Below are 13,707 nucleotides of genomic sequence, written 5' to 3'. Positions count from 1 at the left end.
AGTCCGCAGAACATGTGTGTCCTTCGCCGATGAGTTCCGCTCCCGTTCGAGGTCTATTGAGAGAGAACGGAACAAGGGAGAGGGGCTCGACATGATGACCACGACCGAGCTGGCGCAGGTGCTCTTCGCGACCGCTCTGCAGCCGTCCGACCGGCTGTCCCCGTTCCAGATCCGCGAGGCCGTGGACGAGCGGCTGTGCCGCTGCGGCGGCGACGCGGCCCGGTGCGCGGCGTACGTGGCGCAGGAGGCCGGCGACCACCCCGAGACGTACGTCGTGCGGATGCGCTGGGCGCTGGACGCGGTCGCCGGCGCCTACGCGCTGGCCGCCGCCTGATCAGCTGAACCGCACCAGGGTCCACACGGTGGCGAGCAGCCCGGCCACGGCCAGGCCCGTGCCGGTCAGCAGGAAGCGGCGCATCGGGACCTTGACCTCGTGGCGGCGGCACGACTCGAACCACAGCAGCGTGGCCAGCGACGCCCACGGCGTGATGACCGGGGCCACGTTGGTGCCGGCCAGCAGGGCCAGCAGCTGGTCCTGGTCGGCGGCCGGGATGACGGTCTCGACCGCCTTGTAGGCGGGCAGGTTGTTGATGGTGTTGGAGAGCCCGGCCCCGACGGCGGCCGTGCGGTAGGGGTCGCCCTCCGTTCCGACCATCCAGGTCATCAGGTCGGACAGGCCGTGCCTGCTGAGCGTGGGCACCACCAGGAACAGCCCCGTCACGAAGATCACGAGCTGAAACGGGACGAGGCTCCAGGTCAGGCGGTCGCGGGCGCGCACCAGGAAGGCCACGACGACGATCGCGGCCGCCGCGGTGGCGGCGATGGCCACGTGCGTCTTGAGCAGCAGCATCGCGATGAACAGCAGGCAGCCGGCCGACGCGGCGCCGAACAGCACGCGGTCGGCCACCGGCTCCAGCAGCGGCGGGGTGTAGCGCAGGTCGCGCCGCTCGCCGCGGCGCCAGTAGAACACCCACAGGAACGCCATCGTCACCGCGATCGAGGCGAGCTGCGGGGCCCACATGCGCGCGGCGAACTCCTGGGCGTCCAGGCCGATCTTCTCCATGCCCAGGAGGTTGGTCAGGTTGGAGACGGGGAGCAGCAGGCTCGCGGTGTTGGCCAGCCAGATCGTGGTCATGGCCAGGGGGAGGGCGGCGATGCGGGCCCTGGGGGCGAGGGCGAGCATGACGGGGGTGAGCAGGACCGCCGTCGTGTCCAGATTCAGAAATATCGTGATAAATGACGCGAAGGCGGTGCAAAGAAAGAAAAGGGCGGCGTAGTTGCCGCGTCCGAGCACCGCCATCCTCGCCGCGATGGCGTCGAAGACCTGGGCTTCCTTGGTGAGCTCGGCCAGCACGATGATCGCGACCAGGAAGATCAGCAGGGGCCCGATCTCGTCCAGGCTGGCGAGCGCGTCCTCCCACGGCAGCAACCCGGTCGCCACGAACACCACGCCGAGTATGAGCAGCCCGATCCTGATCAGGTCGAGCACGCCAAGACGCCACACCCGATAGATGATCCCACACGCTGAAAACCTGCGGCCCCACAGGGGATACTGAGCTCATGGCGCGTGACGGCAGGCCGACCGAGATCTTCGTCAGCTACTCCCCGGCCGACACGGCGTGGGCCACCTGGATAGCCTGGGAGCTCGAGGCGGCCGGCTACAAGACCATGATCCAGGAGTGGGACTTCGTACCGGGCACCAACTTCATCGACTTCATGGACCGCGGGGTCAGCGAAGCGCAGGTGGTCGTGGCCGTGCTCTCGCGCAACTACCTGACCTCCCGCTACGGCCGGATGGAGTGGCAGGCCGCGCTGCGGGCCGACCCCGACAACCCCTCCAACAAGCTCGTCACGATCAGGCTGGAGGACGTCCAGCTCGAGGGCCTGCTGTCCACGATCACCTGGGTCGACCTGCTGGGCGTCACCGACCCCGGGCAGGCCAGGGCGCTGCTGCTGGGCCGGGTGCGGGAGGCGATGGCGGGCCGGGCCAAGCCGGCGGCGGCGCCCGCGTTCCCCGACGGCTCCCGGGTGCCGGTGCCCGTCCCGACGCTGCCGCCGCCGGGCGATCGGGCCAGGGCCCGGCGGACGCCGGTGGCGGCGCCGAAGTTCCCCCCGGCGGTGAGCGCCGACCGGGCGCGCGAGTCGATCAGCGTGCTGCACATCGGCGGCCCCAGGTTCGGCCGGGCATTGCCCGATCCGGGCGAGCCGTTCACTCCCGAGGACATGCAGGCGCGCATCTGGGCGGACCTGACCGCCATGTACGACCGGGGCATGCCGCGTCCCGACCTCATGCTGGTCACGGGCGACCTGACGGAGTCGGGCAGCCTGGGGCAGTTCGGGCAGGCGACACGGTTCGTGACCGACCTGCGGCTGCTGATCGGGCTGGAGCAGCACCGGCTGATCCTGCTGCCCGGGCCGCGTGACGTGACCAAGGCCGCCGCCAGCGCGTACTTCATGACCTGCGAGGCCGACGACGTGAGCCCGCAGCCGCCCTACTGGCCCAAGTGGCGGCACTTCGCCGGGCTGTTCGGCGAGGTGTACCAGGGGCTGGACGACCGGGTGTTCGACGGCGGGCAGCCGTGGACGCTGTTCGAGGTGCCCGATCTGAAGGTGGTCGTGGCGGGGCTCAACTCGACGATGGCGATGAGCCACCTCGAACGCGACGCGTACGCGCAGCTCGGGGAGGCGCAGGCGGCCTGGTTCGCCGAGCGGCTGCGGCCGTACGAGGAGGGCGCGTGGCTGCGGCTGGGCGCGATCGGGCATCCGCCGGGCGAGCTGCGGGACGCGCCCACGTTCGAGCGGCTGCTGACCCACCGGCTCAACCTGCTCTTCCACGGCGGGTCCGCCCACCGGGCCGAGGGAGTGATCGCCGCGCCGCGCTCCGGGCGGCACCAGGTGGTCGAGATCACCGCTGACGGCCTGCGGATCTGGCTGCCCGACGCGGGCGAGCCGGAGCCGGTCCCGTACCGGTGGAAGGCCGTGCGGGCCACCTTCACCGGCGAGAGCCCGGCCCCCGAGCCGCCCGCGCCCAAGCCGGACGAGCGCGCGCCAAGCCCGGTCGAGCTGCTGCTCGACCGGATCGCCGAGGTCTGCGAGGCCAGGCACGAGCGGGCCAGGATCCGCCGGTTCGACGCGCACCTCGTGGTCACCCACCCGGAGGACGGTTTCGTCCGCCAGACGATGATCGGCGCGCACGTCGGCGAGCTGACCGAGAGCACCGCCGACGGCTTCGTCCGCCAGGCGCACGCCACCGGTCTGGCCGCCGAACTGGTCTACCAGGGCCCGCCCGCCTCCCGGGCGGTCCGCGACGACCTGATGCGCAAGGGGGTGCGGCTGCGCACCTTCACCGAGTTCCAGGGGTTGCTCGACCTGACCGGCTACGTCGCCGAGCAGACGGCCAGGCTGACGGCCGACCGCCGCTACCCGCCCGACCTGTACGTGCCGCAGCGCTACCGCGAGCTCGACCGCCAGGGCGGCCAGGTCAAGCACGGCCTGACCGACGAGCTGATGCGGCTGCTGGCCACCGACCACGGCCGGTTCCTGCTGCTGCTCGGCGACTTCGGCCACGGCAAGACGTTCGCGCTGCGGGAGCTGGCCCGGCGCATCCCGGTCGAGCTGCCGCACCTGACGCCGATCCTGATCGAGCTGCGCGCCCTGGACAAGGCGCACTCCGTGGACGCGCTGGTGGCGGCCCATCTGGCCGGGCACGGCGAGGAGTTCATCGACCTCAAGGCGTTCCGCTACCTGCTCAGGCAGGGGCGCATCGTGCTGCTGTTCGACGGGTTCGACGAGCTGGTGACCCGGCTGACGTTCGACCGGGCGGCCGATCACCTGGCCACGCTGCTGGCGGCGGCCGAGGACAAGGCCAAGATCGTGGTCGCCAGCCGTACACAGCACTTCAAGTCGCACAGCCAGGTGCTGACCTCGCTCGGCGAGATGGTGGGGGTGCTGCCGCAGCGGCGAGTGCTCAGCGTGGAGGACTTCACGCACGACCAGATCCGCTCCTACCTGGCCAACCGCTTCGACGACGGCGACGAGGCCGGCGCGCGCATGTCGCTGATGGGCGAGATCAAGGACCTGCTGGCGCTGGCCCAGAACCCGCGCATGCTGACCTTCATCGCCGACCTCGACGCCGACCGGCTGCGTACGGTGGCGGGCGCCCGCCACACGATCAGCCCCGCGCTGCTGTACGACGAGATCCTCAGCTCCTGGCTGGCCTTCGAGGAGCGGCGGGCCAGGATCCCCGGCTCGGTCACGGCGTTGACCGTCGATGAGCTGTGGCAGGCGGTGACGGCGCTGGCGATGCGGCTGTGGGACACCGGAGAGTCGCTGCTGGGCGTGGACGAGCTGACCGAGATCGGCGAGACGCTGACGGATCTGTCCGACGGGCAGCTGTCGGCGGCGCACGCGGCGTACCGGATGGGGTCGGGCAGCCTGCTGGTGCGGACCGAGGACGGGATGTTCGGGTTCATCCACGCGTCCGTGATGGAGTGGCTGATCGCCCGCCACATCGCCCTCGACAACTTCGCGCTGCTGTCGCGCCGGCCGCTGTCGGCGCTGACCGTGGAGTTCCTGTGCGACCTGGCCGACGTACGGGCGCTGCACGCGTGGGCGGCCGACCCGCCGGGCGACGACGTGTCCCGGGCGAACGCGGTCAAGATCTCGGCCAGGCTGCGCACCCCGGCCCGGGCCGACCTGCGCGGCGCGAACCTCAAGGGCGAGGACCTGTCGGCCAGGGACCTGAGCGACGTCGACCTCACCGGCGCCGACCTGTCCGAGGCCACCCTGGCGGGCACCAACCTGTCCCGGGCCACCCTGCGCGAGGCCAGGCTGACCGGGGCGCGGCTCGACGGCGCCACGCTGACCGGGGCCGACCTGACCGGCGCCGACCTGTCGGGGGCGCGGCTGGCGCGGGTGGACCTGAGCGACGCGGCGGTCGAGGGCGCCCGCTGGCACCGGGCCTCGCTGATCAACGTGACCGGCACGCTGCCCCACCTGCCCGGCGCGGCGGTGGTGCCGGGCCAGCCGGTGGAGGTCGAGTTCGCCCCGGCCGGCATCGGCGTCCCGTACGGCTACCACTTCCAGACCAGCCGCCTGCCCGAGCCCATCGCCTACAGCCCCGACGGCTCCACGATCGCGATCGGCAACGAGGACGGCGGCGTGCTGCTCTGCGTCGGCGGCGCCCCCGTGCGCACGCTGCAGGGGCACCGGGGCCGCGTCTACGCGGTCACGTTCGCCCGCGCCCGCGACCTGCTGGCCACGGGCGCGAGCGACGGAGCCGTCCTGCTCTGGGACTCCCTCACCGGCGAGTGCCTGCACGCGCTCAAGGGCCACGCCGACGGCGTCTGGCCGGTACGCCTCAGCCCGGCCGGCGACCTGGTGGCGGCCGGGGGCGGCGACGGCATCGTACGCGTGTGGGAGACGGCCACCGGGCGGCTCGCGCACGCGCTCGAAGGGCACCAGGCGCCGATCTACACGGCGTCGTTCGGCCACTCGGTGCTGGTGACGGGCGACGCGGCCGGTGTCGTACGCGTCTGGGACCTGACGTCCGGGCAGGTGAGGGAGACGCTCGACGGCCATCGCGGCAGCGTCTACCGCGCCGTGCACAGCCCGGACCGCCGCCTGCTGGCCACCGGCGACGAGGCGGGCACCGTCAGGCTGTGGGACACCGCCACGTGGCGGCCGCTGCACGTGCTGGGCGGGCACGCGGGCAGCATCTACTGTGTGGCGTTCTCGCCGGACGGCTCGCTGCTGGCCACCGGCGACACGGCCGGCGCCGTACGCCTGTGGGAGCCCTCGGGCGAGTCCCGTGGCGTGCACACCACGCACGCGGCGGCCGTCTACCAGGTGACCTTCAGCCCCGACGGGCAGGCGCTGGCCAGCGGCGACTCGGGCGGCGTGCTCCGGCTCCAGCCGGTCGGCGGCGGCCAGCGGGTCGAGTTGACGGGCCACCGGAGCTCGGTCTGGCCGTTCGCGTTCCGGCCCGACGGCCAGCAGATCGCCACCAGCAGCAACGACGGCACCGTGCGCCTGTGGGACCCGGGCTCGGGCAAGTGCCAGCGGGTGCTGCGCGGCCACGGGCGGCGGATCTCGTCCGTCAGGTTCAGCGCCGACGGCTCGATGCTGGCGACCAGCGGCAACGACGGCGTCGTACGCGTGTGGGAGCCGCGTACGGGACGGCGGCTGCGGGAGTTCACCGGCACGGCCGACCGGCTCATCTCGGCCCTGTTCTCCCCCGCCGGGCCCGTGCTGGCCACCTCCAGCAACGACGGCGGCGTGCACTTCTGGAACGCCGTCACCGGCGACTACGAGCGCGAGCTGAGCGCCGAGACCGACCACGTCTGGGCCGAGGCGTTCAGCCCCGACGGCCTCCTGCTGGCCACGGCCAACGACGACGACAGCGTCAAGATCTGGTACCGCCCGACCGGACGGCTGGCGGGCCACCTGGCCGACCACCGCGGGCGGGTGCGCTCGATCGCGTTCAGCCCTGACGGCGAGTACGTGGCCACGGGCTGCGACGACCGGCTCGTGCGCCTGTGGCACGTGGCCTCCGGCGGCCGGGTCGCCACGCTCAAGGGCCACACCGACCGGGTCTACTCGGTGGTCTTCTCCCCCGACGGCCGCCACCTGGCCAGCGCCGGCAACGACGGCCGGGCCATGGTGTGGGAGCTGCGCCCGGGACAGCCGTGGCAGCCGCGGCTGGTGCACGAGCTCTGGCACGAGGGGCGGCTGTGGAGCCTGGCGTTCGACGCGACGGGCGAGCGCCTGGCCACGGGCGGCGACGACCTGGTGGTGCGGGTCTGGGACACCGCGACCGGGCGGCCGCGGCACACGCTGGCCGGGCACGCCCGCCGGGTGTGGTCGGTGGCCTTCAGCCCGGTCGCCGACCTGCTGGCCACCGCGGGCGACGACGGCGTGGTGATCCTCTGGGAGGGCGGCGAGCGGCGGGCCACCCTGCTCGGGCTGGCCGAGGGGTGGGCGGCGCTGGCGCCCGACGGGCGCTACAAGGTCCATGGCGAGCCGGCGGGGCAGTTCTGGCACGTGATCGGGATGTCCCGGTTCGAGCTGGGTGAGCTGGACCCCTACCTGCCGGGCGTGCGGCAGGTGCCGCTCGACTCGCCCTTCTGAGCACGGGTCAGCCGCGGCCGGCGCGCCTCTTCAGCTCCTCCCAGACCTCGTCCACCCGGGCGTCCAGCTCGGCCAGCGAGCCCTCGTTGGGGATCACGATGTCGGCCACCGCCAGCCGGGCCTCGCGGGAGGCCTGGGCGGCGATGCGGGACTTGGCGTCGGCCTCCGGCATGCCCCGATGCTCGGCCAGGCGCCGGATGCGGGTCTCGTCGGCCGCGTCGACGACGATGACCACGTCGTACATGGGAGCCAGGTGGTTCTCCGCCAGCAGCGGCACGTCGTAGACGGTGATCGCGTCGTCGGCCGCCCGGCTCTGCAGCTCCGCCACCCGCTCCCCCACCAGCGGGTGGACGATCGCGTTGAGCGTGGCGAGCCGCTCGGGGTCGGCGAAGACGATGGAGCCGAGCTTCTCCCTGTCGAGCGAGCCGTCGGGGCGCAGCACGCCCTCCCCGAACGCGGCCACCACCCTGGCCAGCCCCGGCGTGTCCGGCTCGACCACCTCGCGGGCGATCCTGTCGGCGTCGATCACGACGGCGCCCTTGGCCGCGAGCCGCTTCGACACCTCGCTCTTGCCCGATCCGATACCGCCTGTGAGCCCAGTCTTCAACACGGGAAAAAGCCTACGGGGTCATCATCGTAGACATGAAGACGACGATCGTACGGGCCGCGCACGAGCAGGCCGCGGCCGTCGGGGACGACTGGGTGGGGCCGCAACACGTCGTGCTCGCCCTGCTGGCCGGCGAGTCCCTGGCCGCGCGGGTATTGGCCGAGGCGGGGCTGGACCGCGCGCACGCGCTCGAATGCCTGCCACACCACGCCAGGCCCGCGCACGGGGCGGGCGGCTTCGCCAACCCCGCCTTCTACAAGCTGTACGGCATCGCGACCGGCCTGGCGCTGGCCGCGGGCCGCCGGCAGGCGGAGCCGGCGGACTGGCTCATGGCCCTGGCCTATGACGTCGAGGAGGACCGGGGGCCGACGCCGCTGCACCTGTTCGGGGTGGACCCGGCGGCGGTGGCCGAGGCGCTGCGCGCGCACGGGGTCGGGACGCCGCCGGTCGACCCGCCCGTGCACGTGCCGTGGCGGGGCCGCCACCAGGTCATCGTGCCCGCCGCCGCCCTCCAGGGCGTGCTCGACCGGCTCAACGCCGACCATCCGGCGGGCTCGGAGTGGCGCTGGGGATGGAACTGGGTGGACGACGACCTGGGCCGCGTCATGATCACGGCTGAGGAAGGGATCGATCTGGCCGCATACGCAGATGGATCAGCGTCAGATGATCGTCCATCCGCTCCCGGCTTGTCTCCCGGTAGCCCAGACGGCGGTAGAGCTTGAGGTTGGCCCCTGACAGGTGCCCCGTGAACAGGTCGAACGCCTCCGCCTCCGGCACCGCCTCGTGCAGGGCCGTCAGCAGCGCCGTGCCGATGCCCCGGCCCTGGTGGTCGGGCGCCACGACCAGGCGGCCGACCAGGCAGGTCGTGCCGGACACCTGCCCGCGCACCGCCCCGATCACGCGGCCGGCGTCGAGCGCCTTGAGCACGACGGCGCCCTCGATGACCTTGCGGACCTGCTCCAGCGACTCGATGAGCGGCGGGATGTACGGGTCGCCGTACAGCTGGGCCTCGCTCACGTAGGCCGCCCGCTGCAGGGTGAGGATCTCGCCCGCGTCCGCCGTGGTCGCCCGTTCGATCAGCACGCGCAGCACCCTACCGTCCGCTCCTCACGGATACATGCCCGCCGTGAGCTCGCCGGGGCACTCGGTGTCCTCCTGCGGCAGCGTCCCGTTGACGAGGTAGTCGTGCACGTGCGTGCGCAGGCAGGTGGCGCGGAGCCTGCCGACCCCCTGGAGCAGGTACGCGTCGGGCCCGTCGCCGTGCGACAGCACGACCGCCCCGGGGATGTGCCCCACGGGCCGGGCGCCGGTGTCCAGCCGGCCGATCCCGACCAGGACCGTGGGGCCGTGACGCGGGGCCGGCACGTTCGGGGGCCAGGTCGGGGCGCCCTTGCGCGGCATGCCGAGGCATCGCGCGATCTCGTAGCGGCCGCTCACCCATCCCACGCGCGGCGCCACCTCGCGCAGGCGCGTCTCCATCGCGAGGAAGCGCTGGTAGGCGGGCACGGCGGGCATGAAGTCGTGGCACCACATGGCTCCCGACACGGTCGCGGGCGCCGCCGGCGCGCTCACCTTGTCCGGCTTGGCCGCCTCGGACGCCTGCTTGGCCGCCTCAGAGGTCTGCTTGGTCGCCTCGGAGGCCCGCCTGGTCGCCTCGGAGGCCATCGCCGCCAGCCTGGTCGCGTCGCCCTCCCTGGCCTCGGACATGGCCCGGGCCAGCTCCGGCCAGCGCCCCGGGGCCAGCCCGGCGTGGACGGCCGCCGCGAGGCGCCGGGAGCTCACCGTACGCCCGGGGCCCGCGTGCAGGGGCGTGCGGCGGGTCAGGGCGTCGTAGACCTCCACGGCGTCGGTGTCGGCGTCGCCGAGCGGGCACCCCAGGTGCCTGCGGCACCAGTCGCGGAAGGAGAACAGCTGCCGCTCGGCCCCCCGTGCCTGGTCGGCCAGCCGCTGCGCCAGGTCGGGCTCGGTGTGGTCGGGCCCGCCTTCGAGGTACATCCGCCCGGTCCGGTGCGGGAACAGCTCCATGTACGCCTGCCCGTACACGGCCCCGTAGGAGGAGCCGAAGTACCGCAGCCGGGGCTCCCCCAGCTCGGCGCGCAGGGCGTCGAGGTCGTGGGCGACCTGCCAGGACGTGAGCCCGTCGTAGGCGGGTCCGGCGGCGGCGCGGCAGCTCCTGTCGTAGGCGGCGTTGTCGCGGGCGTAGGCGCGCCACCCGGCCCGTCCCGAGGCGAGGACGAGGCGCAGCGGGTCGGGCTGCGCCACCGCGCACTGAACGGCGGCCGCGCTCCCCCGATCGCCGAGCCCGCGCGGCTCGACCAGCACCACGTCGAACCACCTGGTCAGCTCGCTCACCCCCTCCGGCCGGGCGCGCACGGCCTGGACGGTGGAGGCCGATCCGGTGTTCACCACCAGGAAGCCGCGGCTGTGCTGCGGGTCCTGCGCGGGCATCCTCGCCAGGTCGATCTCGGTACGGGGACCGTGCGGCCTGGCCCAGTCGACGGGCACGGACAGCTTGGCGCACTGCAACCCGTCGCCGCAGTCCTGCCACTGGGGAACGGCCGCGCCCTTCACCGCCGGCGAAGCGGCGGCCGCGGCCGCCAGCGCGGCTGCGGCAAGGATGATCACCCGCTGAACCATGCCCAATGCGTCGCCCCTGGGAATCGATCGTGGTGTCAACAGCGCAGGTCAGTCTGTCAGCGCCGATCGCCGCGGGCGGCGGGCTCGCCAACACCCAAGGTAAAATCTGCGACCCCTCAACGCCTCGCCCGAACCCCCCACGCCACACCCGCCGCACCCCCACGAGCCTCACCCATGACGCTGCCGGGCCGACGGCACCGCACCGCACCACGCGCCCGCCTTCCGCCGCCGCACACCAACGGCGCGGCTGCGACGCCTCCGTGCGGGCCTCTGTGGCACGGTGCGAGCGGAGCGCCGTGGCCCCGGTGTCATCCACCGCCCCGGGTGCCGCGACGCGCATAGTGGCACCCACGGCGTTTCTCGCCCAGTGCCCAGATGCCCAGCGCCTCCCGCCCCGGTCCCCGGCGGCCGAGCGCACGGACAGCCGGGCACACGGAAGGCGGACGCAAGAGCAGCCGAGCGTGCGGAAGGCCCCGCACCGCGAACGGTACGGGGCCTTCCGGAGTTAAGGCTGTGCCTCAGCCGGACCCGAAGGTCAGCTCTGGCCGCCCGCCAGCTTCTCGCGCAGAGCCGCGAGCGCCTCGTCCGAGGCGAGCGCGCCGCTGGCCGGAGCCGACGACGAGGAGGAGGAGCCGCCGGCCGGAGCCTGCGTCTCGCCGCTGTAGGACGAGGGAGCGGCCTCGCCGGCCTCCGCCTCGGCCTTGCGGGCCTCCTCGATCTGCTTCCGGTGAGCCTCGAAACGCGTCTGGGCCTCGGCGTACTGCCGCTCCCACTCCTCACGCTGCTTGTCGAAGCCCTCGAGCCACTCCCCGGTCTCCGGGTCGAAGCCCTCGGGGTAGATGTAGTTGCCCTGGTCGTCGTACGTGGCCGCCATGCCGTACAGGGTCGGGTCGAACTCGACCTCGGTCCCGACGCCCTCGTTGGCCTGCTTCAGCGAGAGGCTGATGCGACGACGGTCGAGGTCGATGTCGATGATCTTGACAAAGATCTCGTCGCCGACCTGGACGACCTGCTCCGGGATCTCCACGTGGCGCTCGGCCAGCTCGGAGATGTGGACCAGGCCCTCGATGCCCTCCTCGACCCGGACGAACGCGCCGAACGGCACCAGCTTGGTGACGCGGCCCGGCACGACCTGGCCGATCTGGTGGGTGCGGGCGAACTGCTGCCACGGGTCTTCCTGGGTCGCCTTGAGCGACAGGGAGACGCGCTCGCGCTCCATGTCGACGTCGAGGACCTCGACCGTGACCTCCTGGCCGACCTCGACAACCTCGGAGGGGTGGTCGATGTGCTTCCAGGACAGCTCGGACACGTGGACCAGACCGTCGACCCCACCGAGGTCGACGAAGGCGCCGAAGTTGACGATCGAGGAGACGACGCCCTTGCGGACCTGACCCTTCTGGAGGGTGTTGAGGAACGTCTGGCGAACCTCGGACTGCGTCTGCTCGAGCCAGGCGCGGCGCGACAGAACCACGTTGTTGCGGTTCTTGTCGAGCTCGATGATCTTGGCCTCGAGCTCGCGGCCGACGTACGGCTGCAGGTCGCGGACGCGGCGCATCTCCACGAGGGACGCCGGCAGGAAGCCCCGCAGGCCGATGTCGAGGATGAGACCACCCTTGACGACCTCGATGACGGTGCCGGTGACGATGCCGTCCTCGTCCTTGATCTTCTCGATCGTGCCCCAGGCGCGCTCGTACTGCGCGCGCTTCTTGGACAGGATCAGGCGGCCCTCTTTGTCCTCCTTCTGGAGGACCAGGGCTTCGACGTGCTCTCCAACTTCCACGACGTCAGCTGGGTCGACATCGTGCTTGATGGAAAGCTCGCGCGAGGGGATGACACCCTCGGTCTTGTAGCCGATATCGAGAAGAACCTCGTCTCGATCGACCTTGACGACGGTGCCCTCGACGATGTCGCCGTCGTTGAAGTACTTGATGGTCTCGTCGATCGCCGCGAGGAAGGCTTCCTCGGACCCGATGTCGTTGACCGCTACCTGCGGGGTGCTCGAGGTGGCCTCAGTGCTGGACGTCATGTGTGGAATTGCTCCGAACGCGGACAGGATGTCGATGTGGCGGATGCGCGGCAGGCCCTCTTCCGCATCAAGCCGAGGAATTACGACATCGACGTGACCGAGCGCGAGCCCGCTCCGTCTGAGGCGCGCGCGAGCCCACAGCGCAGCGATCAGCATATGAGACCATCGCCACGGGGTCAATCCGGGGAGCAATCAATACGCGTTGACCTGCGGTCCGCGCTTGGCGTCGATTTTACCTCGCAGTTTCTCCGGTATGGAGATGCGGGCCGGGTCGCCGTCGGAGACATAGCGCTCGCCGGGGTGCTTGTTCAGCCATTCCAGCCAGTACTGCGAGCACCACTTGCGGCACTCGCCCTTCTTGCCGTTGCTCTGGATGCGCTGGATGGCTCCCCGGTCGAATTTTTTCGCGTAAGGCGAAAGCGACGGCTCCGCACCGGCGAGGAACACGCCGGCGAAATCATACCGGGTGCCGTCCCAGGACCCGGTACGGGCGAGCTTCTTCGGCCGGGGCATCGACCCGAACGGCAGGGCCATCGTCCGCGACTCCGGCACGCCGAGCTTCTTGAGCAGGCGTTCGAGCCGGACGATCTGCTCGCGGACCTTCTTCTTGCGCATCACGCGCAGGTTGGGGTGGTTCCAGGTGTGGTTGGCCACCTCGTACCCGTGGTCGACCAGCCACTTGACGGCGACCGCCTGGGACTCCCGGTCGGTCAGCCCGAACGGCTCCCTGTTGATCCAGAAGGTGGCGACCGGCCGGAACCCCGGGTATTTCCCGGCCACCTCCTGGAGGACGGCCACGGCCGTGCCGGCCTTGGGGTTGCCGTTCGCGTCGAGCGCGAAGTGGCTCGGGTGCCCGTCGTCGAACGTCAGAACGACCGGGAACTTCCCCGCCGGCACCTTGATGTCGCCGGTGACGAAGTCTCTGGCGGTGATCGGCACGTAGCCCTGCTTGGCCAGCTTCTCCAGCTCTTTCCTGAGCTGGTCGGGCGTCCTGTCGATCGAGGCCAGCCGCTTGCGGAGGATCCGGTGGTACATCAGGACCGGCACCAGCCCGGCCTCGTTGGCGTGCACCTGCCGGGCGAACTCGGGTGTGGCCACGACCCCGGGCGGCTCGCCCACCGGCGTCTGGCTCGGCGGTGCGACGCTGCCCTGAACCTTGGCCACGTCTTTCGGCTCGGCGTGCGGGCGCTGCTCGGACGGTAAGAGGCTCAGGCCGACGACGGCCACCGTTACCACCACCACGTTGGCGATGCCGATGACCCGCGTGAGGGACGCTGAAATCCGCACAGAGCTCCTGGCCGCCTAGTGA

9 protein-coding genes are annotated in these 13,707 nt (G+C 72.0%); 3 read left to right on the top strand and 6 right to left on the bottom strand.

Going from position 1 to position 13,707, the window contains the following annotated elements:
* Positions 1-91 precede the first annotated feature (91 nt).
* Positions 92-334, top strand: a complete 243-nt coding sequence (locus AB0L65_RS54375) for a hypothetical protein (RefSeq protein WP_350726341.1) — start codon at positions 92-94, stop codon at positions 332-334.
* Here AB0L65_RS54375 and AB0L65_RS54370 read toward each other — a convergent pair whose 3' ends face one another.
* The gene (locus AB0L65_RS54370) at positions 335-1,504 is read right to left on the bottom strand and encodes an SLC13 family permease (protein ID WP_364264019.1); all 1,170 of its coding nucleotides are present in this window, start codon (positions 1,502-1,504) and stop codon (positions 335-337) included.
* Positions 1,505-1,560: 56 nt separating this feature from the next.
* Here AB0L65_RS54370 and AB0L65_RS54365 point away from each other — a divergent pair, with 56 nt between their 5' ends.
* Positions 1,561-7,128 carry a TIR domain-containing protein gene (locus tag AB0L65_RS54365; RefSeq protein WP_364264016.1) on the top strand — a complete coding sequence of 1,856 codons (5,568 nt, stop codon included), beginning with the start codon at positions 1,561-1,563 and terminating at the stop codon, positions 7,126-7,128.
* 7 nt (positions 7,129-7,135) lie between these two features.
* Here AB0L65_RS54365 and coaE read toward each other — a convergent pair whose 3' ends face one another.
* Positions 7,136-7,738 (bottom strand): dephospho-CoA kinase, encoded by a 603-nt coding sequence (coaE, locus tag AB0L65_RS54360; protein WP_364264013.1) that lies wholly within the window; start codon positions 7,736-7,738, stop codon positions 7,136-7,138.
* A gap of 32 nt (positions 7,739-7,770) precedes the next feature.
* Between coaE and AB0L65_RS54355 the strand changes: the two genes are divergently transcribed.
* Positions 7,771-8,457, top strand: a complete 687-nt coding sequence (locus AB0L65_RS54355) for a Clp protease N-terminal domain-containing protein (protein WP_364264010.1) — start codon at positions 7,771-7,773, stop codon at positions 8,455-8,457.
* On the opposite strand, the gene AB0L65_RS54350 is transcribed toward AB0L65_RS54355, so the two are convergent.
* From AB0L65_RS54350 to AB0L65_RS54335, 4 genes are all read right to left on the bottom strand, one after another.
* Positions 8,345-8,815, bottom strand: a complete 471-nt coding sequence (locus tag AB0L65_RS54350; protein ID WP_364264098.1) for a GNAT family N-acetyltransferase — start codon at positions 8,813-8,815, stop codon at positions 8,345-8,347. The genes AB0L65_RS54355 and AB0L65_RS54350 overlap by 113 nt on opposite strands.
* A 27-nt stretch (positions 8,816-8,842) precedes the next feature.
* Complete coding sequence (locus tag AB0L65_RS54345; protein ID WP_364264007.1) at positions 8,843-10,360, bottom strand: alpha/beta fold hydrolase; 1,518 nt, start codon at positions 10,358-10,360, stop codon at positions 8,843-8,845.
* 547 nt (positions 10,361-10,907) lie between these two features.
* Positions 10,908-12,398, bottom strand: coding sequence for a 30S ribosomal protein S1 (gene rpsA / locus AB0L65_RS54340; RefSeq protein ID WP_363963826.1), 1,491 nt, complete (start codon positions 12,396-12,398; stop codon positions 10,908-10,910).
* Between the two features lie 192 nt (positions 12,399-12,590).
* Complete coding sequence (locus AB0L65_RS54335; protein ID WP_364264004.1) at positions 12,591-13,685, bottom strand: polysaccharide deacetylase family protein; 1,095 nt, start codon at positions 13,683-13,685, stop codon at positions 12,591-12,593.
* Between the last annotated feature and the right edge of the window lie 22 nt (positions 13,686-13,707).

Source organism: Nonomuraea sp. NPDC052116 (genome assembly GCF_040680035.1).
Taxonomy (GTDB): domain Bacteria; phylum Actinomycetota; class Actinomycetes; order Streptosporangiales; family Streptosporangiaceae; genus Nonomuraea; species Nonomuraea angiospora_A.
The sequence above is the reverse complement of the archived record's forward strand: the minus strand, read 5'-3'. Positions and strand labels throughout refer to the sequence as shown.